The 26,920-nt window shown below is 38.2% G+C and carries 12 protein-coding genes; all 12 read left to right on the top strand.

Annotation, left to right across the window (positions count from 1 at the left end; genetic code table 11):
- Positions 1-4: 4 nt before the first annotated feature.
- Positions 5-790: a LicD family protein gene (locus tag N5909_RS01340; RefSeq protein ID WP_333908838.1), complete on the top strand. Its 786-nt coding sequence runs from the start codon at positions 5-7 to the stop codon at positions 788-790.
- Positions 791-809: 19 nt separating this feature from the next.
- Positions 810-1,532: a WecB/TagA/CpsF family glycosyltransferase gene (locus N5909_RS01345; protein WP_029690200.1), complete on the top strand. Its 723-nt coding sequence runs from the start codon at positions 810-812 to the stop codon at positions 1,530-1,532.
- Positions 1,507-2,592, top strand: coding sequence for a glycosyltransferase family 4 protein (locus N5909_RS01350; protein WP_271630681.1), 1,086 nt, complete (start codon positions 1,507-1,509; stop codon positions 2,590-2,592). Before N5909_RS01345 ends, N5909_RS01350 begins: the two co-directional genes overlap by 26 nt.
- A complete protein-coding gene (gene wecB, locus N5909_RS01355; RefSeq protein WP_033682309.1) occupies positions 2,589-3,683 on the top strand; it encodes a non-hydrolyzing UDP-N-acetylglucosamine 2-epimerase in 1,095 nt (364 codons plus the stop codon). Before N5909_RS01350 ends, wecB begins: the two co-directional genes overlap by 4 nt.
- Positions 3,683-4,648 (top strand): glycosyltransferase family 2 protein, encoded by a 966-nt coding sequence (locus N5909_RS01360; RefSeq protein WP_140223874.1) that lies wholly within the window; start codon positions 3,683-3,685, stop codon positions 4,646-4,648. The genes wecB and N5909_RS01360 overlap by 1 nt, the downstream gene beginning before the upstream one ends.
- A 23-nt stretch (positions 4,649-4,671) precedes the next feature.
- Positions 4,672-5,817, top strand: a complete 1,146-nt coding sequence (locus tag N5909_RS01365) for an oligosaccharide repeat unit polymerase (RefSeq protein WP_049487471.1) — start codon at positions 4,672-4,674, stop codon at positions 5,815-5,817.
- Positions 5,818-5,968: 151 nt separating this feature from the next.
- On the top strand, positions 5,969-7,393 hold the full coding sequence (locus tag N5909_RS01370; RefSeq protein WP_271630682.1) for a flippase: 1,425 nt from the start codon (positions 5,969-5,971) through the stop codon (positions 7,391-7,393).
- Position 7,394: 1 nt separating this feature from the next.
- Positions 7,395-8,492 (top strand): UDP-galactopyranose mutase, encoded by a 1,098-nt coding sequence (gene glf, locus N5909_RS01375; RefSeq protein ID WP_218493713.1) that lies wholly within the window; start codon positions 7,395-7,397, stop codon positions 8,490-8,492.
- A 24-nt stretch (positions 8,493-8,516) separates the two neighbouring features.
- Positions 8,517-9,569, top strand: a complete 1,053-nt coding sequence (locus N5909_RS01380) for a galactofuranosyltransferase (protein ID WP_271630683.1) — start codon at positions 8,517-8,519, stop codon at positions 9,567-9,569.
- A 198-nt stretch (positions 9,570-9,767) separates the two neighbouring features.
- Complete coding sequence (locus N5909_RS01385) at positions 9,768-11,750, top strand: peptide ABC transporter substrate-binding protein (protein ID WP_049552129.1); 1,983 nt, start codon at positions 9,768-9,770, stop codon at positions 11,748-11,750.
- 296 nt (positions 11,751-12,046) lie between these two features.
- Positions 12,047-18,559 carry a SpGH101 family endo-alpha-N-acetylgalactosaminidase gene (locus N5909_RS01390; protein ID WP_271630684.1) on the top strand — a complete coding sequence of 2,171 codons (6,513 nt, stop codon included), beginning with the start codon at positions 12,047-12,049 and terminating at the stop codon, positions 18,557-18,559.
- A gap of 142 nt (positions 18,560-18,701) precedes the next feature.
- Positions 18,702-26,920 (top strand): SIALI-17 repeat-containing surface protein (locus N5909_RS01395; RefSeq protein WP_271630685.1); only part of this gene is annotated, 8,219 nt, incomplete at its 3' end.

The raw sequence follows: 26,920 nt of genomic DNA on the forward strand, positions 1-26,920 counted from the left end.
TTTTATGAATAAAGTGAGGGAAATTCAACTAGGAGAATTATCTTTATTGAAAAACTTTATTGCTATTTGTAGTAAACATGATTTAAGATATTATGCTTTGGGAGGAACATTGCTAGGAGCCATTCGTCATAAAGGATTTATTCCTTGGGATGATGATATGGATTTAGGGATGCCTCGAAAAGATTATGAAAAATTTTTATCTATTTGTAAAAAAGAACTTCCAGAACATGTTATTTTGAGACTTCATGATGACAATTTAGGTAATACCTCTATTATGGATACATCCTTACAAATTCCATTTGGAGATGAACTATGTAGTCCATTCATAGATATTTTTCCTTTGGATGGTTATCCAGATGATCGTTTTCATTATTTTATTCATACAAACAAAATCAAATTCTATCGTGCACTTTCTAAAATTTCGGTAATCGATCGTTTACATGACAGAGATCGGGGAAGTTTTGAAAATGCAATTGTGAGTATATCAAAAGTTTTGAAATTAAATAAACTTCTAAAAACAGCCACTATTAACAACAAATTACAAAATCTAATTAAACAATATGATTTTGAAGCTAGTTCAATAGTAGGGAATGTACTAGGTTCATACAGAGAACGTGAACTTGCTAGAAAAGAAGTATTCGGTGAACCACAATTACTAGAGTTCGAGAACTTAGAAATAAGTTGCCATGCAAACCCAGATGAATATTTAACAAAAATATATGGTGATTACATGAAGTTACCAAAAGAAGCCGAGCGTAAGGGTCATTTTGAGTCTACATGGGGAGATTAATTTGAATAGTTTTAATTTAATGGGGGTCAGAATTGACCCTTTAACAATGGATGAAACAGTACAAGAGGTTGAGAAATTTGTAATTGAACAACGTCCTCTTCATTTAATGGGCGTAAACGCTGATAAGATTAACCAATGTCAATCAGATGAAGCTATTAAGAAGATAGTTAACGAGTCTGAGATCATCAATGCAGATGGTGCATCAGTAGTTCTAGCTTCTCGATTTTTGGGCTACCAAGTTCCAGAACGAGTTGCTGGAATTGATTTAATGCAAAGATTATTAAAATTAGCCGATGAAAAATCTTATTCAGTGTATTTTTTTGGTGCTAAAGAAGAAGTTTTGCAAGATATGTTACAAAATTTTAAAGAAGAGTATCCAAATCTACGAGTTGTTGGACATCGTAATGGTTATTTTTCTGAGGAAGATGAGCAAGATATTCAGGAAGATATTCGTGAAAAGAATCCCGACTTTGTATTTGTTGGAATTACTTCACCTAAAAAAGAATACATCATCCAAAAATTTATGGATAATGGAGTGAATTCTATTTTTATGGGTGTAGGTGGTAGTTTTGATGTATTGTCTGGTCACATTCAGCGTGCCCCACTTTGGATGCAGAAATCAAACTTGGAGTGGTTGTTCCGAGTTGCTAATGAGCCAAAGCGTCTCTTTAAACGATACTTTGTAGGGAATGTTACCTTTATTAAGCGAGTTTTAGATGAGAAACGAAAAACGAAAAAATAATATTTTACATATTTCACGAACGATGGATATTGGTGGTGCTGAGAGAATCGTGTACCAGTTGAGTTCTGATTTGAAAGATGAGTTTGATAGTGTACATGTAGCTTCTACAGGAGGCCTTTGGGAACCAAAATTAGAGGCCCAAGGAATTATCCATCATAAAATTCACGATATAGACAGCAAAAATCCCCTTACTGTGTTGAAGCTGCTTCTTACTATTTATCAAATTATTAAGACAAATGATATTACTCTGGTTCATACGCATCATCGAATGGCAGCTTTTTATATTCGTTTGTTAAAACTGATTAATCCCAAGCTAGTCCACGTTTACACTGCTCATAATGTCTTTAAAGATAAGTTGTCTTTATATAGATTTTCACTGAAAAATGCCTATAGTATTGCAGTGGGTCAAGCAGTTAATCAAAATTTGAAAGATGATGTGGGAGTTGCAGACAGCACTGTTATCTATAACGGAGTGATCTTGAAACAGTCAAATAGACAAGTTGATGAGATTATGAAGTTTGATGGAATCAAGCTAGGCTGTATTGCAAGATTATCTGAACAAAAAGGTTTGACCTATTTGATTGATGCTATTTCTTTGATTTCAGATGAAAACCTTCGTTTATTTATCGTTGGGGATGGAGAACTTAGAGCCGAATTAGAAAACAAGGTTAAAGAACGAAATCTGGAAGATAAAGTATCTTTTTTAGGATATAGACAGGATATAGTCGAGTGTATTAATAGTTTTGATTTCCTAGTGTCTTCGTCATTATTTGAGGGCTTGGCTCTAAATGTTATCGAAGCATTTATGAATGGAAAAACCATGGTTGCGACAGATATTCCTGGCATTAATGAAGTTGTTACAAAAGAAAATGGGATCTTGGTTCCTGCTAAAGATGCTAGGGCCTTAGCTTCTGCTATTGAGAGTCTGGCGACTGACTCAACTCTTAGAACTAGGTTAGCTCATCAAGCTAAAAAAGATTATGAAGAGAAGTTTAGTTATCCTTTATTTTTAGAGAATTATCGTAAATTTTATCAAAAACTAATGGGAGATTCAAAATGAAAAAAGTAATGTTAGTTTTTGGGACGCGTCCAGAAGCAATAAAAATGTGTCCCTTAGTGAATGAACTGAAGAAAAATGATTCAATCAAAACACTTGTGTGTGTAACCGGTCAACATAAAGAAATGTTAGAGCAAGTTTTAGATGTCTTTAAAGTTGTTCCTGATTATGATTTAGGAATTATGAAGGCAAATCAAACACTATTTACAATCACGACAAGTATTTTAGATAAAATTCAAGCAGTTTTAGAGCAGGAAAAACCAGATATTGTTCTTGTTCATGGGGATACTACAACCACTTTTGCGACAGCTTTAGCTGCATTTTACATGGGAATTAAAGTTGGACATGTAGAGGCAGGATTGAGAACTTATAATCTTCAAAGCCCATTTCCTGAAGAGTTCAATCGTCAGACTACTTCAATTATTGCGGATTTCAATTTTGCTCCGACAGAAGTGGCTAAAGAGAATCTTCTAAAAGAGGGAAGAGAGAATATCTATGTTACTGGAAATACTGTCATCGACGCCTTGAAGACAACCGTTCAAGAGCATTATGACCATCCTATTTTAGAGTGGGCTAAGGACAGTAAACTAATCATGTTGACAGCCCATAGACGTGAAAATCTTGGTCAACCAATGGAAAATATGTTTAATGCAGTTAATCGTATCCTGAATGAGTTTGAAGATGTTAAAGTCGTATATCCTATTCACAAGAATCCTAAGGTTCGTGAGCTAGCAAGTAAAGTGTTTGGCGATAATGAACGTATGAAAATCATTGAACCTCTAGAAGTCATTGATTTCCATAATTTTATGAATCAAAGCTACATGATTTTAACAGATTCTGGTGGTGTGCAAGAAGAAGCACCTTCTTTAGGTAAACCAGTATTAGTAATGCGTGATACAACAGAACGTCCAGAGGGGATTGCTGCAGGAACCTTGAAATTGGTAGGAACAGAAGAAGAAAATATTTATACTAATTTCAAACTGCTTCTAGAAGATGAAACAGAGTACAGCAAGATGAGTAAAGCAAGTAATCCATATGGAGATGGAAAAGCTTGTGAGCGTATTGTTGATATCATTTTGGAAGGATTATCATAATGGATCAGATTTCTATTGTTGTACCAGTGTACAATGTTGAGAACTGTTTGAGTTATTGTGTAGAAAGTCTAAGGCAACAAACATATAAAAATATTGAAATAATCCTAGTAGATGATGGTTCGACGGATAGTTCTGGAGAAATTTGTGACCAATATGCTCGAGAAGATAATAGAATAAAAGTTCTGCATATTGAAAATGGGGGATTGTCCAATGCCCGCAATACTGGGGTAAAAGAATCTTCAACAGATTGGATTGTTTTCATTGATTCAGACGATTATTATGACCATAGAGCCATTGAATATTTAGTAGAACTTAGAGATAAGTATAGAGTTGATCTTGTAGCAACTCCAGTGATTGAAGTTAGAAACTATGAAAATAGTGATTTTTTAGGAGATTTCAGAGAGAAATATTCTGGAAAATTAGATCGTAGAACAGCTTTAGAACAAATGTTTTATGGAAATTATGTTGGGACACATTCAGGTGGTAAACTATATAGGAAAGAAATCTTATTAAGGTTTCCATATCCTAAAGGGATGTTATATGAAGATTTAGCTCTTGCTTATGAGCATATTGCTTCCTGTGAAAATATTGCTGTTAGTGATCTAAATCTTTATAAATACTATCGAAGACCAGGAAGTATTGTAAATTCTAAGTATAGTGATCGTCTCTTAGATTTTTACAAGGCAATGGAATGGAATAGAAGTTATATTGAACGAGACTATTCAGGTGATAGGGATATGAGAAGAGCCTTGAATGTTCGCTATGTTTTTAATGGTCTGCATATTGTACATGCTATGCTTAGTTCAGATATGTATGCTGAAGTTGATAAAATTAGAAAAGAATACATTCAATATTTCAAAGATGTTATTCCGAATTCAAATGTTACAAGGAAAAATAAATTGAAATATATATTGTTTCTCGTATCTGCAAAATTGTATAACACTATTCGAAATAAGATTGGATAATTTAAACAAACTTAGGTAAAAATATGAAAATAAAAATAAAATTATCAGAGTTATTATATTTTTCAGCTTTCTTTATTTGGTTGCTTTTTAATTTCATAGCTCAAACAAACTTAGTCTATAAATACCCTGAAATTTATCGTTTTCGAATAGTTGCTATGATAGTGTCTATTGTCATACTTCTGTTTAAACTACTATTAGAGAGACACTCGAGTAAGTTTCTGATATTCTTCTTTTCAGCTTTCTGCTTGGCTATCATTATTGGAATTTCAACACATAAGCTTTTTGATGCCCTCACAATAATTTCAACAATCTTATTTATTATTTCTATAAACAATGTGAATTTTAGAAAAGTTTTGATTCTCTGGACAGTTTCGATAGTACTATTAATGATTTCTATATATGGTCTATTAAAGTTTGGCATTATTGAAAATACGCTGAGGGTTCAATTAGGAGGGCGATTCCGTTTTAGCCAAGGATACCAATATGTTACTCTCGGTGCTAATTATTTATTTCATCTGACTTTGGTATATCTATATTTAAGAAAAAGTAAAATCAGATTGTCAGAAATTTTATTGTTTGGAATACTGAATTATTATTTTTACGTTAATACTGATACGAAATCAGCTTTCTTTCTTTCAATTCTAGCATTAGTATTGGTGTACATATTCAAAAATAAAGTAGTTAGTCAAAAAATCCTGAATGCCATTGGTAAAATTACGTTGACTGCAGGGATTCTTATTCCTATCATTTTGACTTATTTTTATAACGCAAACAGTAAACTCTTTCAAATTTTAAACGTAGCTTTGACAGGAAGACTAAGTTTAGGACATAAGACACTATCTTTATATGGTGTACATATGTTTGGTCAAAGAATTGATTGGGAATTGCAACAAAGGGCTACGTCTGTTTTTGATAATTATTTATACGTTGATTCATCTTTTGTAAATATTTTGTTGCATTATGGAGTGATTCTACTAGTTGTTATTTGGTATAGTTTCTATCAACTAAATAAAAGAGGACACTTTAATACAGTTGAGATGCTTGTTTTTATTGTATTGATACTTCATTCAATGTTTGATCCACAATTTTTTGAATTAATGTACAATCCATTATTGTTATTGATGGGTATTTCTTGGAGTAAGTATAGGTATAATTATCAAGATGTTTAAAGTTTTTGTGTTATATGTATCCTTGGTTCTAAATTGAGGCTAGTTAAGTGATTTTTGTACCAAAAAAAGTTTAATCTATTTAACATCATCATTTTTGGACAGACTAATTTTCGCCGTTTATAATAGTAGTTAAGTGAGGAATATGCTCCCTATGAAGGTTCTTAAAAATTATGCATACAATCTTTCATATCAATTATTAGTAATTATTTTACCGATTATTACGACTCCATATGTTACCAGAGTATTTAGTTCTGATGATTTAGGAACTTATGGTTATTATAATTCTATTGTTACCTACTTTATCCTGTTGGCTACCTTGGGGGTAGCCAATTATGGTACAAAGGAAATTTCTGGTAATCGAAAAACAATTCGTAAAAATTTCTGGGGAATTTATACTTTACAACTTGGAGCAACCATCTTATCACTGACTCTCTATATTTTGCTTTGTCTCACTTTTTCGTTAATGCAAAACCCAGTAGCTTATATTTTAGGATTAAGTTTACTTTCTAAAGGTTTAGATATTTCTTGGCTATTCCAAGGTTTAGAGGATTTTCGAAAAATTACAGTCAGAAATATTACAGTGAAACTAGTTGGCGTCATTGCTATTTTTCTATTTATAAAATCAGCTAGCGACCTATATTTATATGTGTTCTTGCTTACCATTTTTGAATTGTTGGGACAACTAAGTATGTGGTTGCCGGCAAGAGAGTTTATTGGGAAACCGCACTTTGATTGGGAATATGCTAAGCAGCATTTGAAGCCAGTTATCTTATTGTTTTTACCTCAGATTGCCATATCGCTCTATGTTACTTTGGATCGTACAATGCTGGGAGCTTTAGCTTCAACAAAAGATGTAGGAATCTATGATCAAGCATTGAAACTTGTTAATATTTTATTGACCCTAGTGACTTCATTGGGAAGTGTCATGTTACCACGAGTTTCAAATCTTTTATCATCAGGGGATCATAAAGCAGTTAATAAAATGCATGAGATGTCATTTCTAATTTATAATTTGGTTATTTTCCCCATTATGGCAGGTATGTTAATTATAAACGATGATTTTGTTAACTTTTTTCTGGGAAAAGATTTTCAAGATGCACGCTATGCAATAGCTATTATGATTCTAAGAATGTTCTTTATTGGTTGGACAAATATTATGGGGATTCAAATTTTGATTCCCCATAATAAAAATAGAGAGTTCATGCTTTCAACTACAATTCCTGCTATTGTTAGTGTTGGATTAAATCTTCTCTTTCTTCCCAAATTGGGCTATATAGGGGCAGCAATTGTATCTGTTTTAACAGAGTCTCTGGTTTGGGCTATACAGTTATTCTTTACTCGCTCTTATCTAAGAGATGTTCCGATTATAGGATCTATGATAAAAATTATGATTTCATCAGGATTGATGTATGGAATTCTGTTTTTTGTCAAAGACTTATTGAATTTACCGTCTGTATTAAATGTAGGACTTTCTGCTATTTTGGGGGCAATAATTTATATCAGTTTGATTTTGATTTTTAAAGTTATAAATCTACAAGATATAAAACAACAGTTATTCAGAAATAAAGGGGTGTAATATGTATGATTATCTAATCGTTGGTGCTGGGTTGTCTGGAGCAATTTTTGCTTATGAAGCAACCAAGCGTGGAAAAAAAGTAAAAGTTATTGATAAACGTGACCACATTGGTGGGAATATCTATTGTGAGAATGTAGAAGGTGTTAATGTTCATAAATATGGTGCACATATCTTCCATACTTCTAATAAAAAAGTTTGGGATTATGTTAATCAATTTGCTGAGTTTAACAACTACATCAACTCGCCTGTAGCAAATTACAAGGGTAGCCTTTATAATCTACCTTTCAATATGAATACTTTCTATGCTATGTGGGGGACAAAAACTCCTCAAGAGGTCAAAGATAAGATTGCTGAGCAAACGGCTCACATGAAGGACGTTGAACCTAAAAACTTGGAAGAACAGGCTGTCAAGTTGATCGGTCCAGATATTTATGAAAAGTTGATTAAAGGATACACTGAAAAGCAATGGGGACGTTCTGCGACTGACCTTCCACCGTTTATCATTAAACGTCTACCAGTTCGTTTGACTTTTGATAATAACTACTTCAATGACCGTTACCAAGGTATTCCAATTGGGGGGTATAACGTTATCATTGAAAATATGCTGAAAGATGTTGAAGTAGAACTTGGAGTTGACTTTTTTGCCAATCGTCAGGAATTAGAAGCTTCTGCTGAAAAAGTTGTCTTTACAGGGATGATTGACCAATACTTTGACTATAAACATGGTGAGTTAGAATACCGTAGTCTTCGTTTTGAGCATGAAGTTCTAGATGAAGAAAACTATCAAGGAAACGCAGTTGTAAACTATACAGAACGAGAAATTCCTTATACTCGTATTATTGAGCATAAACATTTTGAGTATGGTACGCAAGATAAAACGGTTATTACTCGTGAATATCCAGCTGATTGGAAACGTGGTGATGAACCTTATTATCCAATCAATGATGAGAGAAACAATGCCATGTTTGCTAAATATCAAGAAGAAGCAGCACAGAATGATAAGGTCATTTTCTGTGGACGTTTGGCTGATTATAAATACTACGACATGCATGTGGTCATTGAACGTGCACTAAATGTTGTAGAGGAAGAGTTTAAATAAGGTAACGAAGGATAAAATTGATAGATGAAATATTATCTAAAAGAAGAATTTCTGAAGGATTCTGGTGCACGAAATGCGGGGAATAAGGCGCGAAATGATGTCGAAGAAATAGTAGTTCGAGAGGGCTATAGTCCTTTGTTATTAATGGTAGATGATTGGTATCAAATGGGGACTATTAGAGCCCAACGACATAAGGCCAAAGCCCTATCCAAAGCTATCTCTAAGTTGAAGGAAGGGGATCAGCTACTGATTCAATTTCCTATGCTTCATCATAGTTTCTTTACGACTCATTTAGTCAAAAGAATCCAACGTAAAGGAGTGAAGGTTCACTTTATTATCCATGATTTAGAAGTTTTGCGCTATGCTAATTTGGATACAGTACCCTTGAAGCATAAGATTCGTGTTCATCTTCAAGAGTCTAGTCTTTTGAAACAAGCTGATGGTCTTATTGCTCATAATCCAGTTATGAAATCAGTGCTTGTTGATAAGGGGATTTCTGAGAAGAAAATAGTTAGTTTAGGCATTTTTGACTATCTGATCCCGAATTATCAGGATAAAGAAGATTTATCGAAGGAAGGAGCTATTATTGTAGCTGGAAATTTAGCTCAAGAAAAAGCAGGTTACTTATATGAGTTGCCTGCAAGACCGGCATATAACCTTTATGGTGTTGGTTTTGATGAGGCTAGAAAGCTATCCAATGAAACCTATTTTGGTTCCTTTCTTCCAGATGAACTACCATCAGCATTAGAAGGAAGCTTTGGTTTGGTTTGGGATGGTGACAGTTCTAAAACTTGTATCGGAGTGTTTGGTGAGTATTTGAGATACAATAATTCCCACAAGGCCTCCCTTTATTTGGCTTCTGGTTTCCCTATTATTGTCTGGGGGCAATCTGCTTTGGCTAATTTCGTCTTAGAAAAAGAGTGTGGAATTAGTATTGAGAGTTTACTTGACTTGGAAGAAGTATTGGAACATTTGTCTCAAGCAGAGTATCAGGGTTTGGTCAAAAATGCTAAGGCCGTAGGTCAAAAAATTCGTGAGGGTTCTTATCTTCTTTCCGCATTGCAAGCTTTCAATTAATGAATCTAAAAATGATTTAAATAGATGGATGAGGGAGTTACTGGATTCCCTCTTTTCTTATAGTTAAAAAGAGATTAAAAAATGAAATAAGATTCGATAGTTGTCAGAAAATAACAACTAAAAATGAAAATTCAGAAAAATATATTGACAATAGATTGCAAAGGGTCTATAATGGATAGAAAAACAAAGGAGAATACTATGAAAACAAGGAAAGTATTGGCTCTTGCGGGAGTAACTTTATTAGCAGCAGGTGTCTTAGCTGCTTGTTCTGGCTCAGGGTCTAGTGCAAAAGGTGAGAAAACTTTTTCTTATGTTTACGAAACAGATCCAGATAACCTGAACTACTTGACAACTGGTAAGGCAGCAACTACTGACATTACTAGTAATGTGATTGATGGATTGCTTGAAAATGACCGCTATGGTAACTTTGTGCCATCTATGGCTGAGGATTGGTCTGTATCTAAGGACGGCTTGACTTACACTTATACAATCCGTAAAGATGCCAAGTGGTACACATCTGAAGGAGAAGAGTATGCGTCTGTGAAAGCTCAAGACTTTGTAACAGGACTTAAGTATGCGACAGATAAGAAATCAGAAGCCCTTTACTTGGTACAGGATTCAATTAAAGGTTTGGATGCATACGCTAAAGGGGAAACTAAAGATTTCTCTCAAGTTGGGATTAAAGCGATTGACGATCAAACAGTTCAATACACTTTGAACAAACCTGAAAGTTTTTGGAATTCTAAAACAACAATGGGTGTCTTAGCACCAGTTAATGAAGAGTTTTTAAACTCTAAGGGAGATGATTTTGGGAAAGCAACAGATCCAAGCAGTATCCTTTATAACGGACCTTTCTTGTTGAAATCATTGGTCGCTAAATCTTCAGTAGAATTTGAAAAGAATCCAAACTACTGGGATAAGGACAATGTTCACATTGATAAGGTAAAACTTTCATTCTGGGATGGTCAAGATACAGGAAAACTTGCAGAAAACTTCAAAGATGGAAGCTTTACAATGGCTCGTCTCTTCCCGACAAGCGCAAGTTATCCTGAACTTGAAAAAGAGTTTAAAGACAACATCGTTTATACACCACAAGATTCTACTACTTATTTAGTAGGTACTAATATTGATCGCCAGTCTTATAAGTACACTTCTAAGACTACAGATGAACAAAAGACTTCAACCAAGAAAGCTCTTCTAAACAAAGATTTCCGTCAAGCTCTTGCCTTTGGTTTTGATAGAAAAGCCTATGCTTCTCAAGTGAATGGTGCGAATGGGGCAACTAAACTGCTTCGTAACTTGTTTGTTCCTCCTACATTTGTACAGGCAGATGGAAAGAACTTTGGCGAAATGGTCAAAGACAAATTGGTGACTTATGGTGACGAATGGAGCAACGTGAACTTGGATGATGCTCAGGATGGACTCTACAATCCTGAAAAAGCGATAGCAGAGTTTGCTAAAGCTAAGACAGCTCTCCAAGTAGAAGGCGTTCAATTCCCAATCCACTTGGATATGCCAGTTGACCAAACCAATACAACAAAAGTTCAACGTGTCCAATCTTTTAAACAATCACTTGAAGAAACATTAGGAACTGACAATGTCGTCATTGATATCCAACAACTTCAAAAAGATGAAGTTCTCAATGTTACCTACTTTGCTGAAACGGCTGCTGGACAAGATTGGGATGTCTCAGATAACGTTGGATGGGGACCAGACTACATTGACCCATCTACCTACCTTGATATTCTCAAACCATCTGTAGGGGAAAGTACAAAGACTTACCTAGGATTTGACTCTGGAACAAACAACGCTGCGGCTAAGCAAGTTGGTTTGGAAGACTACGAAAAAATGGTTGTGGAAGCTGGTGAAGAAGTGAATGACATTTCAAAACGTTATGAAAAATATGCTGCTGCCCAAGCTTGGTTGACCGACAGTGCCTTGCTAATCCCAACAACTTCTAAAACTGGTCGTCCAATGTTGTCTAAGATGGTACCATTCACACTTCCATTTGCTTATTCTGGAAACAAAGGAACAAGTGAAGCTCACTTGTATAAATACCTTGATGTACAAGATAAACCAGTAACAACAGAAGAATACCAAAAAGCCCAAGAAAAATGGATGAAAGAAAAAGAAGAGTCTAATAAAAAAGCTCAAGAAGAACTCGCAAAACATGTGAAGTAGATTTTAAACATCTATAGAAACAGAGTGATAGAGGATTTGGCATTCGATAGGAATGCTAAATCCTTTTTATTTTATGATAACTCCCTCTAAATGGCAGACTATGGTTTTGCCAAAATTAAGAAAAAATTAGCAATTTTCCTAGCTTTCCTATTGCTTTATCTGCCAATATTTGTTATATTAAAAGTGCAATTATTTTTTTATAAACGTTAAGCATTGCACTTTTCAGATAGAAAGGAGTATTTTTCGAACAAGAAATGTAAACGCTTACGAAGATTAGTGAAAGGAATCAGGAGTTAATGGATAAACGATTTTTTGAAAAACGATGTACATACAGCATTCGTAAATTTGCACTAGGTGCTGCTTCAGTTATGATTGGGGCTAGTTTTTTTGCTACTGCTCCAGTAATGGCTAACACACCAACAGTTGGCTCAACAGATAATTTGCCAAGTGAGCTAGCTGATTTGGATAAAAAAGCGAGTGATAATGGACGAGAGTTCGATAAGGAAGCTGCAGCAGCAAATCCAGGTTCTGCTGAAACAACAGATGGACCAAAAACTGAAGAAGAGTTATTAGCTCTTGAAAAGGAAAACAAAGAAACTACTGACAAGTTACCGAAAGAATTGGAAGGAAAGCTTGAAAAAGCTACTGATAATGGTAAAGAAGTAAATAAAGACCAATTAGCACAAGATACTGGTAGTTTAGTTCCTGAAGATGTTGCCAAAACAAAAAATGGAGAATTGAACTATGGCGCTACTGTTAAGATTAAGACTCCATCAGGAGAAGGTAGTGGTATTGTCATTGGTAAGGATCTTGTTTTGACTGTTTCTCACAACTTTATCAAGGATCAACAAGATGGAAATATTCGTAAGGTTGTGGATAATGACAAAGGGGATGGTGATATTTTTAGTATCTCTTACCCTGGTTTAGAAGATGTAAAATTTAGTAAAAAAGATGTGATTCACTGGGATCGAGATGGCTATCTAAAGGGTTATAAGAATGATTTGGCTCTTGTAAGATTGCGTACAGTTCTTGAAAATGCTCCTGTTGAAGTTACTGAAAAGCCAGTTGTTAAGAAAGTTGGGGATAAAGTCAATATGTTTGGCTATCCTGCTGGTAAGTTGGCACCAGTTATTAACACTGCTGTGGATTTTGCTGAATCTTATGGTGAAGGAGTCCAAGGAGTTGGTTATCAAGGTGGACAACCAGGTGCTAGCGGTGGCGGTATCTTTGACACGGATGGTAAATTGATTGGGGTTCATCAAAATGGTGTGGTTGGCGTTCGTAGTGGAGGAATCCTTTTCTCTCCAGCACAATTAAAATGGATCCAAGATCATATTAAGGGAATCTCTAGTTCAAAACCAGCGAATTTAGAGGAAACTGAAAAACCAGTTGAAGAAAAGCCAAAAGAAGATAAGCCGAAAGAAGAAAAACCAGCGACAGCTAAGCCAGAGACACCAAAGGAAGTCACTCTTGAATGGCAAACTGTAGCAAGAAAAGAACAGCAAGGGACTGTTGCTATTCGTGAAGAAAATGGTGTTCGTTACAATAAGTTATCTTCAACAGATCAAAATGACAATGCTAGCAAACCAGCTTTGTTTGAAAAGCAAGGATTGACTGTGGATGCGAATGGGAATGCGAATGTAGATCTCACTTTCAAAGAAGAATCTGAAACAGGCAAATCACGTTTTGGTGTTTTCTTGAAATTTAAAGATACAAATAATAATGTCTTTGTTGGATATGACAAAGAAGGTTGGTTCTGGGAATATAAGACACCAGGTAATAGCACATGGTATCAGGGAGGCCGTGTTGCAGCTCCAGTAAATGGCTCAGTGAATCATCTGACTATTAGCTTAAAATCAGATGGTCAGCTGAATGCAACAAATAATGATGTAAAACTTTTTGATACGGTTACTTTGCCAGCTGCTGTTAATGAAAATCTTAAAAATGAAAAGAAAATCTTACTTAAAGCTGGTACATATGGTACTGAAAAGACAGTTGTAAATATTAAGACTGACAATCAAGACGGAGTTCAAGCTACTGAAACTACTGCTGAAAAAGAAACTGGTGCGGTGGTAGATGATAGTAAAGTGACTTATGATACCATCCAGTCTAAAGTCCTAAAAGCAGTGATTGACCAAGCCTTTCCACGTGTCAAGGAATATACGCTAAATGGCCATACTTTACCAGGACAGGTTCAACAGTTCAATCAAGTCTTTATCAATAACCACAGAATCACCCCTGAGGTTACTTATAAGAAAATTAATGAAACAACTGCAGAATATGAAATGAAACTCCGTGATGAGGCTAATCTTATCAATGCGGATATGACAGTTCGTCTGCAAGTTGTGGATAATCAATTGCATTTTGATGTAACTAAGATTGTCAACCACAATCAAGTCACTCCAGGTCAAAAGATTGACGATGAAAGAAAATTACTCTCTACTATTAGTTTCCTCGGGAATGCTTTAGTATCTGTTTCTAGTGAGCAAGCTGGTGCTAAGTTTGATGGGGCAACTATGTCAAACAATACGCATGTCAGCGGGGATGATCATATTGAAGTAACCAATCCAATGAAGGATTTGGCTAAGGGTTACATGTATGGATTTGTTTCTACAGATAAGCTTGCTGCAGGTGTTTGGAGTAATTCTCAAAACAGTTACGGTGGTGGCTCTAATGACTGGACCCGTTTGACGGCTTATAAAGAAACCGTTGGAAATGCCAACTATGTCGGAATTCATAGTTCTGAGTGGCAATGGGAAAAAGCTTATAAGGGTATTGTCTTCCCAGAGTACACTAAAGAACTTCCAAGTGCCAAGGTTGTGATCACTGAAGATGCTAATGCGGATAAAAAAGTGGACTGGCAAGATGGTGCCATTGCTTATCGTAGTATCATGAACAACCCTCAAGGCTGGGAAAAAGTCAAGGATATCACTGCTTATCGTATCGCGATGAACTTTGGTTCACAAGCACAAAACCCATTCCTTATGACCTTGGATGGTATCAAGAAGATCAATCTCCACACAGATGGTCTTGGACAGGGTGTTCTACTTAAAGGTTATGGTAGTGAAGGTCATGACTCTGGACACTTGAACTATGCTGATATTGGTAAACGTATTGGTGGTGTCGAAGACTTCAAGGCTTTGATTGAGAAAGCGAAGAAATATGGAGCTCATCTAGGTATCCACGTCAACGCTTCTGAAACTTATCCTGAGTCTAAATACTTTAACGAAAAGATTCTTCGTAAGAATCCAGATGGAAGCTACAGCTATGGTTGGAACTGGCTAGATCAAGGTATTAACATTGATGCTGCTTATGACTTGGCGCATGGTCGCTTAGCTCGTTGGGAAGAATTGAAAAACAAACTTGGTGAGGGTCTCGACTTTATCTACGTGGATGTTTGGGGCAATGGCCAGTCAGGTGATAATGGTGCCTGGGCTACCCACGTTCTTGCTAAAGAAATTAACAAACAAGGCTGGCGCTTTGCGATTGAGTGGGGCCATGGTGGTGAATACGACTCTACCTTCCAACACTGGGCAGCTGATTTGACCTATGGTGGCTACACTAATAAAGGTATCAACAGTGCCATTACGCGCTTTATCCGCAACCACCAAAAAGATTCTTGGGTTGGGGATTACAGAAGTTACGGTGGTGCAGCCAACTATCCACTTCTAGGTGGTTACAGCATGAAAGACTTTGAAGGTTGGCAAGGTCGTAGCGACTACAATGGCTATGTAACTAACTTGTTTGCTCATGATGTCATGACCAAGTATTTCCAACACTTTACTGTAAGCAAGTGGGAAAACGGTACACCAGTCACTATGTCTGATAACGGTAGCACCTATAAATGGACTCCAGAAATGCGAGTGGAATTGGTAGATGCTGACAACAATAAAGTAGTTGTGACTCGTAAGTCAAACGATGTCAATAGCCCACAATACCGTGAACGTACAGTAACTCTCAACGGACGTGTCATCCAAGATGGTTCAGCTTACTTGACTCCTTGGAACTGGGATGCGAATGGTAAGAAACTTCCTACTGATAAGGAAAAAATGTACTACTTCAATACGCAAGCTGGTGCAACAACTTGGACGCTTCCTAGCGACTGGGCGAATAGTAAGGTTTACCTTTATAAACTAACTGACCAAGGTAAGACTGAAGAACAGGAAGTAGCTGTGAAAGATGGTAAGATTACCCTTGATCTTACTGCAAATCAACCATACGTTCTCTACCGTTCAAAACAAACCAATCCTGAAATGTCATGGAGCGAAGGCATGCACATCTATGACCAAGGATTTAACAGTGGAACTTTGAAACACTGGACCATTTCTGGTGATGCTTCTAAGGCAGAAATTGTCAAATCTCAAGGCGCAAATGAAATGCTTCGTATCCAAGGCAATAAGAGCACAGTCAGCCTTACTCAGAAACTGACTGGCTTGAAACCAAATACTAAGTATGCCGTTTATGTCGGTGTTGATAATCGTAGTAATGCTAAGGCAAGTATCACAGTAAATACTGGTGAAAAAGAAGTGACTAGCTATACCAATAAGTCACTAGCTCTTAACTATGTCAAGGCCTATGCTCATAATACTCGTCGTGACAATGCTACAGTTGACGATACAAGTTACTTCCAAAACATGTATGCCTTCTTTACAACGGGTTCAGATGTATCAAATGTCACTCTTACTTTGAGTCGTGAAGCTGGTGATGAAGCAACTTACTTTGATGAAATTCGTACCTTTGAAAACAATTCAAGTATGTACGGAGATAATCATGATACAGCTAAAGGAACATTTAAACAAGACTTTGAAAATGTCGCTCAAGGTATTTTCCCATTTGTAATTGGTGGTATCGAAGGAGTTGAGGATAATCGTACTCACTTATCTGAAAAACATGATCCATATACACAACGTGATTGGAATGGTAAGAAAGTCGATGATGTCATCGAAGGAAATTGGTCATTGAAGACAAATGGACTAGTGAGTCGTCGTAACTTGGTTTACCAAACAATCCCTCAAAACTTCCGTTTTGAAGCTGGTAAGACTTATCGTGTAACCTTTGAATACGAAGCAGGCTCTGACAATACCTACGCCTTTGTAGTCGGTAAGGGAGAATTCCAATCAGGACGTCGAGGTAATCAAGCAAGCAATTTGGAAATGCATGAATTGCCAAATACTTGGACAGATTCTAAGAAAGCTAAGAAGGTAACCTTCCTCGTAACAGGTGCAGAAACAGGCGATACTTGGGTGGGTATCTACTCAACTGGTAACGCAAGCAATACTCGTGGAGATTCTGGTGGAAATGCGAACTTCCGTGGTTACAACGACTTCATCATGGATAAACTTCAAATCGAGGAAGTCACTCTAACAGGTAAGATGTTGACAGAAAATGCTCTGAAGAACTACTTACCAACGGTTGCCATGACCAACTATACTAAGGAATCTATGGATGCCTTGAAGGAAGCTGTCTTTAACCTCAGCCAAGCAGATGATGACATTAGTGTAGAAGAAGCGCGTGCTGAAATTGCTAAGATTGACGCTCTGAAGAATGCCTTGGTACAAAAGAAAACAGCCTTGGTAGCAGAAGACTTTGAAAGTCTAAATGCTCCAGCGCAAGCGGGAGAAGATTTAGCAAATGCCTTTGATGGTAACTTATCAAGTCTATGGCATACGTCTTGGAATGGTGGAGATGTTGGTAAACCTGCAACTATGGTCTTGAAAGAAGCGACAGAAATCACAGGCTTCCGTTATGTGCCACGCGGATCAGGATCAAATGGTAATTTGCGAGATGTGAAATTGGTTGTGAGAGATGAATCTGGTAAAGAACATACTTTCACTGCAACTGATTGGCCAGATAACAATAAACCAAAAGACATTGACTTTGGTAAGACAATCAAGGCTAAGAAAATCGTTTTGACAGGTACTAAGACTTATGGAGACGGTGGTGATAGATATCAAGCCGCTGCTGAGTTGATATTTAGTCGTCCACAGGTTGCAGAAACAACTCTTGATTTGTCAGGTTATGAAACAGCTTTATCAAAAGCTCAAAAATTAACCAGCAAAGAGAATCAAGAGGAAGTCGCAAGTGTAGTAGCTAGCATGAAATATGCTATGGATAACCATCTCTTGACTGAAAGAATGGTTGCCTACTTTGCAGAATATCTCAACCAACTACAAGATCAGACTGTGAAACCAGATGCTCCTACAAGTAGTAAAGGTGAAGAGGCAGCACCAATTCTTGAAGTGCCTGAGTATAAAGGTCCGCTTGGAACAGCAGGTGAAGAAGCAGCACCAATTCTTGATGTACCTGAGTATAAAGGGCCACTTGGAACAGCAGGTGAAGAAGCAGTAGTTAATGAAGTTCCAGAATACAAAGGTGGAGCCAATGCGGTAGAAGCAGCTGTCAATGAAGTTCCAGAATACAAAGGTGGAGCGAATGCAGTAGAGGCCTTGGTTCATGAATTACCAGAATATAAAGGTGGCGCTAATGCAGTAGAAGCAGCTGTCAATGAAGTTCCAGAATACAAAGGTGGAGTCAATGCAGTAGAAGCTTTGGTAAACGAAAAGCCAGCCTACACAGGACTATTGGCTACAGCAGGCGATCAAGCAGCACCAACTATTGAAAAACCTGAGTATCAGGTTAGTCAATTGGGCCAAGGAAAACTTGCAGAATCTAAAACTTCAGTTTCAACAGAAGATCAGAAGAGATTGCCAGAAACAGGAGAAAGCCAATCTGATACAGCTATCTTCCTAGCAGGCGTTAGTCTTGCCTTATCTGCTGCTGTCCTTGCAACAAAACGTAAAGAAAATTAAAGAAGACTGGATTTTAGAGTTTACCGGAACTAGAATTCAGACAGAAATAACTTAGTTGGAGAGAACCTCTAGGTTCTCTCCATTTTCAAATGGAAAATGAGACCGCTTACTGTAATAAGTGGGAGAAAGGAATAGGAGAAAGATGGATAGACATTTTTTTGAAAGACGTTGTCACTATAGTATTCGAAAATTTGCAATTGGTGCAGCCTCTGTATTGATAGGTGCTAGTATCTTTGGTGCAAATGTAGTGCAAGCTGCAGAGACAGTTGGAACACCTGAGAAAGAAGGAACAATTACACAAGCTCAGCCACTAGATAAGTTGCCGGACGATTTAGCAGCTGTTTTAAAGAAAGCAGAATCAGAGGCAACGGCAGATGCAGGTCATGAAGAAAATCAGGAAAATACTGCAGGAACAAGTCCTGCAGCAACTGAAGAAACAAGCCCAGCAACAACTCCAACAGCTCCCAAACCAGCTGAGACTCTGAAGCCGGTTGAAACACCAAAAGCAGATTCTAAACCTGTAGAACCAGCTACACCTACAATCAAACCGGTTGAAAATCAAATTGAAGATAGAGAAGATCGTAACCACTTAGAAGGTGTCACTGTCCAAGCAAACGACTCAGAAACTGGAACTCCTTTTACTGCTGACAAGGCAGTAGATGGGGATTCTGATACTCGTTGGGCAACAAATCCAAATATTAACAAACCAACTTTCGAATTAACTCTTCCAAAAACTACACTTATTAGGCATGTAGAGATTGATTGGGATCGCCGTGTCCGCAAGGGACAAAATGATCCAAATATCAAATCTTGGAGCCTCTACTATGCAGGTCAAGATGATGTAAATGCTAGTGGAGAAAAACAATGGAAGCTAGCTCATACCAAGACTGGAGAACCTGTTTTAGATGAGAAAGTTGACTTAGCCAATAGTATTCAAGCTAAATATCTCAAGTTAGAAATCAATGACTATCAAGCGGGCACAATGGGTTGGAGAAACGTTGGTATTCAAGAAATTCGAGCTTATTCGAATATTCCTGATACAAGTAAGGTAACGGATATCCGTCAGGTTACAGAATTGACTGTAGCTAAAGACGGACAGTCTCTTGTCTTGCCAACTCTACCAGGAAAAGTCAGTCTTATCGGTAGCAACAAACAAGGTGTGATTGATCTTCAAAATCACATTTATAAGCCTCTGACTGATCAACGCGTTAAGGTTATGGTAGAGCAAATTAAAGATTCACATACCTTTACTAAAGAATTTGAAGTAGTCATCAAAGGACTACATCAGGATGAAGGTGTGGGTATCAAACCAAAAGTAGCACCAGCTGTTCAACAATGGTATGGAAAAGAAGGTCAATCTTCTATCACTTCAGATACAGTTCTTGCGACGGGGGATTCAGGCTTTGATCAGGCTGCAACCTTCTACCAGTCAGACCTTGCAAGCCGTGGATTGGAACTTGCGACAGGTGACAAGCAGGCTCAAAAACGAATTGAATTTAAAAAAGTTGAAAATAAGGGTTATGGTAAGGAAGGTTATGGAATCACTATCCAAGATGGTGTCATTACCATCGAAGCTGCAACAAACACAGGAGCCTTCTACGCCACTCGTACTCTTCTTCAAATGGGGGAAAGCAATCTCCAAAATGGAGAAATTCGTGATTTCCCAAGCTTCAGTCACCGTGGCTTTATGCTAGATACAGGTCGTAAATTTATCCCTTATGACACCCTTGTAGACATCATGCTTAACATGGCTTACTACAAGATGAACGACTTGCAGTTGCATCTCAACGATAACTATATCTTCCTAAAGGAACACTTGGCAGGTAAGAATCTAACACAAGAAGAAGAGCTTAAGTATGTTCTAGAACATGCTAAGACAGGTTTCCGTGTAGAGACAGATATTGTCGGTAAGAATGGTCAAAAATTAACATCAGACGAGCACTATACTAAAGAAGAGATGCAAAATCTGATTAAACTTGCTAAGGCCTTGCATATCAATCTAGTTCCAGAAATTGACACGCCAGGTCATGCTCTGTCATTTGTCAAAGTTCGTCCAGACCTCATGTATCAAGGTAGCCTGAGCGATTACAGAGGTAAACATAACGTAGAACGCGTAGCCATGCTCGATCTAGATAATAAATACGATGAAACGCTGGCTTTTGTCAAATCAGTTTATGATAAACTTCTTGATGGTCCAGATGCACCACTTCATGGGGTATCTACTGTTCATATCGGAACGGATGAATACTACGGAAGTAGAGAAAGCTATCGTCGTTATGTCAATGACCTTATTAAATACATTAAAGGGAAAGGCTATACACCTCGTATTTGGGGATCGCTCAGTGCGAAACGAGGTAAAACAGCGGTTGATTGGAAAGATGTAGAAGTTGATATCTGGAGTATTGGCTGGCAGCAACCAAAAGAAGCTATTGCTCAAGGAGCTAAGATTATCAACATAACAGATATTCCAACCTATAGTGTACCAAATGGTGATAATCGTCAAACAGCTTATGGTGACTATGCTAACTATGAAACACAATATAATAGGTGGACACCAAACGATTTCCGAACAGGTCATGGTCCACTTCTAGAAGCATCAAATCCAAATGTAATTGGTGGTGGCCACGCAGTTTGGAATGACAATATTGATCTTCATGAGACAGGTTTGACATCTTACGATATCTTTAAACGATTCTTCAAGAGCATGCAAACTACTGCAGAACGCACTTGGGGATCTGACCGTGCGGCTGCGACCTTTGCAGAACGTACCCTACCAACGAGCCCTTATGCGCCACAGTCAAATCCTGAAAAAGAGATTGATCAAAGTGATTTGTTTACCATCAATCCTGAAACAGTGAAGAACTATGCAAGCAAGAAGGTGAAGACAAGCGAGCAAGGATTGGCTTTTGAGAAAGATAGCAGTATTGAAGGCCTGGCAGGTGATGTCGGTCCAAGTCATGTCTTGAAGTTTGATGTAACTGTCACTGGAGACGGTGAACAAACCTTCTCAACAAGTGGAGACAACCGTATCTATCTAGCTGATAAAGACGGCTATCTTGCTTATCAATTTGAACAGTTCCATATCCAATTCAAGAAAAAACTTGAAAAGAATAAACGTTATCAAATCTCTATCGTGACCAAACCACAATCAACGGAATTTTATGTGGATGGTGAGAAGATCGAACGTATCGCGAATCCAGCTCACCCTCGCTTTGCTCACAATAGCTTGGTTCTACCGCTTGAAAGCATCGGTGGGTTCAAAGGAATTTTACATAGTGCAGAGTTGTCAGATAAAGCATTTGTAAATCCTCGTTTGATTCCAACAGATCATTTCACAGTTTCTGCAACTAGTCAAGAAACACCAGGAACCGCGACTGAAGGAGTTGTTGAAAAAGCTTTTGATAATGATCCAAATACCTTTTGGCATACTAAATGGACTGGTGATACTGCTCCGTACACTCTTTCTATGACCTTGAAAGAAGCAGAAAAAGTCAATGGTTTGACTTATCTTCCTCGGCCAGGTGGTGGAAATGGGGTCGTGACTCGCTACGAAATCTACGCACAAAAAGATGGCCAAATGGTCAAGGTTTCAGAAGGAAGCTGGGACAACAACGCTCAAGAAAAAACAGTTAACTTTGCAGCGGTTCATACCAACAAGATTGAGTTGAAAGTTCTATCAGGTGTTGGGGGCTTTGCAAGTGCAGCTGAAGTTCATCTATTGAAACCTATCAAAGAGGGACAAGAAACACCAGAACCAGAACAACCATCTACACCTGAAACTCCAAAAGTCGAGCAAACAGGTGATGGAACAGTTGAACTGGCGGATCAATTCACAGCAAGCAAACCAGCTAGCGAAGATAGTATTGCAGCTGCCAGCAAGAGCGCAGATTATCTCAAGAAAGAGTACAAGGTTTTCCCAACTCCACAAAAAGTGACTTATGGAGAAGGAGTAACAGCTCTTCGTAAGCAAGTCAATCTGGTAATGGGAGATCAACTCGATATTTATACTCGTAATCGCTTGAAGAGTGTCTTACAGGACAATCAAGTATCCTACACTACTAGTCAATCAGCAGTTGCTGGCGCAACTAATATCTATCTTGGAGTGCATGGACGAGGCTCACAAGCAGAACAAAACTTATCTAACGTTTCAGCAGGTCTCTTTGACAAAATTGATGCTTATGCTCTGACCATCAAGGACAACTCAATTTCCATCGTCGGAAAAGACACAGATGCGGTCTTCTATGGTTTGACAACCTTGAAACACATGCTCAAGGAAAGTCAAGTTCCAGTTCTTCGCAATGTGACAGTGGAAGATTACGCTGAAATCAAGAATCGTGGTTTCATCGAAGGTTACTATGGAAATCCATGGTCTAATGCAGATCGTGCTGAACTCATGCGTTTTGGTGGCGATTTGAAATTGACCCAATACTTCTTCGCACCAAAAGATGATCCATACCACAACAAGAAATGGCGTGAACTTTACCCAGAAGAAAAACTAGCTGAAATTCGTGAACTTGCTCGCGTCGGAAATCAAAGTAAAACTCGCTATGTTTGGACCATTCATCCATTCATGAACAACCGTATCCGATTTGGTAATGAAGCGCATTACCAAGAAGACTTGGCAACCATCAAGGCTAAATTTACCCAGTTGATGAAAGTGGGTGTCCGTGAATTTGGTATTCTAGCCGATGATGCACCAAGCCCAGTTGGAGGCTACAATAGCTACAACCGCTTGATGCAGGATATGACCAACTGGTTGACAGAAATGCAAGGAACTTATAGCGGTCTTCGCAAAGAAATGATCTTTGTTCCAGGTCAGTATTGGGGTAATGGGCGTGAAGCAGAGTTGAAATCTCTAAATGAAAATCTCCCAAGTTCAACATCTATGACCTTGACGGGTGGTAAGATTTGGGGTGAAGTTTCTGAAGGTTTCTTATCAACTCTCAAGAACAATCTAACTGCAGGTGGTAAAACTTATCGTCCAGTATCACTTTGGGTGAACTGGCCAGTTACAGATAACTCTAAACAACACTTGATTCTAGGTGGTGGTGAGAAATTCCTTCATCCGAATGTAGATCCAAGCTTGCTATCCGGTATCATGTTGAACCCAATGCAACAGTCTGAACCATCTAAGATAGCCCTCTTTGCTGGAGCTCAATATACATGGAAACAGTGGAAATCAGAAGAAGAAGCTAAGAAACTCAATGACATTGCCTTCAACTTTGTTGAAAATGGTCATTTTGGAGATAGCAAGGTGTCAGCAGCCTTCCGCGAACTCGGTAAGCATATGATCAACCAAAACATGGATGGTCGTGTCGTTAAACTAGAAGAATCAGTTGAATTGGCTCCAAAATTGACAGACTTCATGACTAAGCTCAAAGCGGGTCAGGATGTAACTGCAGAACGTGCAACTTTGCGTGCAGAATTTGCCAAGATTAAAGAAGCGGCTGAACTTTATAAAGCATCAGGTGATAAAAAAATGGTTGCACAGATCCACTATTGGTTGGATAATGCAATCGACCAAATGAATGCCCTTGATGCCTTCCTAACAGGAACAGAGGCTATGGCTACAAATGATGCAGCCAAACTTTGGGATAGCTACTATAAAGGTTTGAAATTGTACGAACAGTCTCAAACTCATACCTTCCATTATGTAGACCATCTTGAAAAGGCTGAATTGGGTGTTCAACATATCCGTCCATTTATCCTAGCTTTGAAAGAAGTTCTAGCGTCTGAAGTTCAAAAAGTCTTGCATCCAGATCAAATCATCAGCACCTTTATTACCAATCGAACAGGTGTAGAAGGTGGTTTGGCAGAAGTAACGGATGGTGACTTGGCAACTCATGCTTTGATTAAATCACCAAATAGTATCAAGACAGGTGATTATATCGGTATGAAATTTAACAAACCGGTAGATATCCAAACATTGACCTTTGCTATGGGAACTCAGGCAAATCCACGTGATACCTTTAGTAAGGCTGAAGTGCAGTATCAAGATGAAAAAGATAATTGGATAAGTTTGAAAGAACCAACTTATGTTGGTAATGAGTCACTTGTTCAGTTTGAAAATCTTAACATCAAAGCTAAAGCAGTACGTATGATTGCTACAGAAGATCGTGATGACACCTGGTTTGCAGTTCGCGAGATTGCAGTAAATCGTCCAGTAGAGAACGCTCGTAAACAACAAACTGCTACAATTAGCCTCAGCTCAAATCTAGTTTATAAATTGAGAACATCAGCAAGTCAAATTACTGATGGTAAAGATAATACAGAAGCTATGATGGCAAATGCTGACGGCAGCAATACGACTCCAGTAGATGCCTGGGCACAACTTGACCTAGGTGAAGTCAAGTCAGTCACTAAAGTTCGTCTTCGTCAAGGAACTGGCGATAAACTTGCCGCAGGTGTACTTGAGTACTCTACAGATGGATCTGCATGGCAAGAGTTAGATCGCCTATCAGGAGAACAAACTAAGGAAGTGACTAGAGCTATCAATGCTCGATACATCCGAGTACGCAATACTAAGGCAAGTGACCTTTGGTGGCGTATTCAGGACTTCTCTGTTGAGACACGCTCTGGAAATAGCGACTTAACAGACACCAACGTGGATGCTTTGAAAGAAACGCCAGTATTTGATAGCCTTGGTCGTTATGAACTTCAAATTCCAACTGGAACTAAACTTCCTGCAAATAGCTATCTAGGAATGAAACTTGACCGTATCCATCAAGTTAAAAGCATCCAGCTCCAAGGTCAAACAAATCCAGCACTCAGTCTAGAGTATTCTGCAAATGCTCAAGAATGGACACCAGCTAGCCAGTTGACAGATAGAACTGTCGCAACCCACTTGGTACGTTATGTTCGTCTTGTGAATAAAACAAATCAAGAACAAGACTTGCCATCAACTTCTCTCCTTGTAACGACTAAAGAAGTGCAACCAACCAAACTAGAATCTACAACTATGGGTATTCATCCAACATACGGAAGCAATGATGTTCGTAAGATTAATAACCTCGATCAATTGTTTGATGGTGTGTACAACAACTTCGTTGAGTTTTCAGACTATGCCCATAAAGATGGCCATGTAACCTTGAAACTTGGTAGCGAACGCACTATCAAGAAGATCAGAGCCTACATCCAAGACGGAACTCAAAACTATCTTCGTGATGGTAAAATCCAAGTCAGCCAAGACGGTAAAACTTGGACGGATGTTGTGACAGTGGGAGATGGTGTAGTCAATAGTACACACGATGATTCATTGACAGATGGTTGGACACATGATTCTAAGATGCCAGGAAATCGTTACATCGAGGGTGAATTGACGACACCAGTCAAAGCCAACTATCTTCGTGTCCTCTATACAGCTGACTATGATGCTCGTTTTGTAGGATTTACAGAATTGGTGATCAATGATGGCGAATTTGTCAAACCAATCAATGATCCAACTGTAGAAGGAAACGGTGGCGAAAGCCGAGGTAACTTCTATACTAATCTCGTAGATGGAAAAGTTTTGACTAGCTACAAAGCAGAACAAGATAAGGGAGAAATGATTTACCACTTATCAGAACCAACCAATGCCAACCATCTACGCCTTGTTTCAAGCCTTCCTGAAGGAGCGAAAGCACGAGTTCAAGCGAGAACACTTAAGGATGGACAAGAAAGTTGGACAGATCTTGGTGCCATTACATCTAGTCTCCAAACCTTTGCTATCCGAAATGGTGGTTCTCTTCTAGATGTTAAACTGGTCTGGGAAGGTGGCAAGGCTGAGTTTTATGAATTGGCGAGCTTCTATCAAGAATTGACAGAAGAACCTGTTCAATCAAGCAAGGGTGAAGAACCAGCACCAGTGCTTGAGGTACCTGAATTTACAGGTGGTGTAAATGCAGTTGAAGCTTTGGTACATGAGCTACCAGCCTACACAGGTCCATTATCAACCGTAGGTGACCAAGCTGCACCGACAGTAGAGAAACCAGAGTTTCAGGGTGGTGTGAATGCAGTTGAAGCTTTGGTACATGAGCTACCAGCTTATACAGGCCCATTGTCAACCGTAGGTGACCAAGCCGCTCCAACAGTAGAGAAACCAGAGTTCAAGGGTGGAGTCAACTCAGTTATGGCCTTGAAACACGAACTACCAGAGTACACAGGTCCATTGTCAAGCGTGGGCGATCAAACTGCACCGACGGTAGAGAAACCAGAGTTCAAGGGTGGAGTCAACTCAGTTATGGCCTTGAAACATGAGCTACCAGCCTACACAGGTCCATTATCAACCGTAGGTGACCAACCAGCTCCGACAGTAGAAAAACCAGAATTTAAGCTAAGTTCGTTAGAAAAATCTCAGACTCCAGAAGCACCAGTTCAAGTTGC

The organism is Streptococcus gwangjuensis, assembly GCF_028156745.1.
GTDB lineage: Bacteria > Bacillota > Bacilli > Lactobacillales > Streptococcaceae > Streptococcus > Streptococcus gwangjuense_A.

Coding starts and splice junctions, on each gene's coding strand:
- N5909_RS01340 (WP_333908838.1), top strand. CDS start 5: ATGAATAAAGTGAGGGAAATTCAACTAGGAGAATTATCTTTATTGAAA.
- N5909_RS01345 (WP_029690200.1), top strand. CDS start 810: ATGGGGGTCAGAATTGACCCTTTAACAATGGATGAAACAGTACAAGAG.
- N5909_RS01350 (WP_271630681.1), top strand. CDS start 1,507: ATGAGAAACGAAAAACGAAAAAATAATATTTTACATATTTCACGAACG.
- wecB (WP_033682309.1), top strand. CDS start 2,589: ATGAAAAAAGTAATGTTAGTTTTTGGGACGCGTCCAGAAGCAATAAAA.
- N5909_RS01360 (WP_140223874.1), top strand. CDS start 3,683: ATGGATCAGATTTCTATTGTTGTACCAGTGTACAATGTTGAGAACTGT.
- N5909_RS01365 (WP_049487471.1), top strand. CDS start 4,672: ATGAAAATAAAAATAAAATTATCAGAGTTATTATATTTTTCAGCTTTC.
- N5909_RS01370 (WP_271630682.1), top strand. CDS start 5,969: ATGAAGGTTCTTAAAAATTATGCATACAATCTTTCATATCAATTATTA.
- glf (WP_218493713.1), top strand. CDS start 7,395: ATGTATGATTATCTAATCGTTGGTGCTGGGTTGTCTGGAGCAATTTTT.
- N5909_RS01380 (WP_271630683.1), top strand. CDS start 8,517: ATGAAATATTATCTAAAAGAAGAATTTCTGAAGGATTCTGGTGCACGA.
- N5909_RS01385 (WP_049552129.1), top strand. CDS start 9,768: ATGAAAACAAGGAAAGTATTGGCTCTTGCGGGAGTAACTTTATTAGCA.
- N5909_RS01390 (WP_271630684.1), top strand. CDS start 12,047: ATGGATAAACGATTTTTTGAAAAACGATGTACATACAGCATTCGTAAA.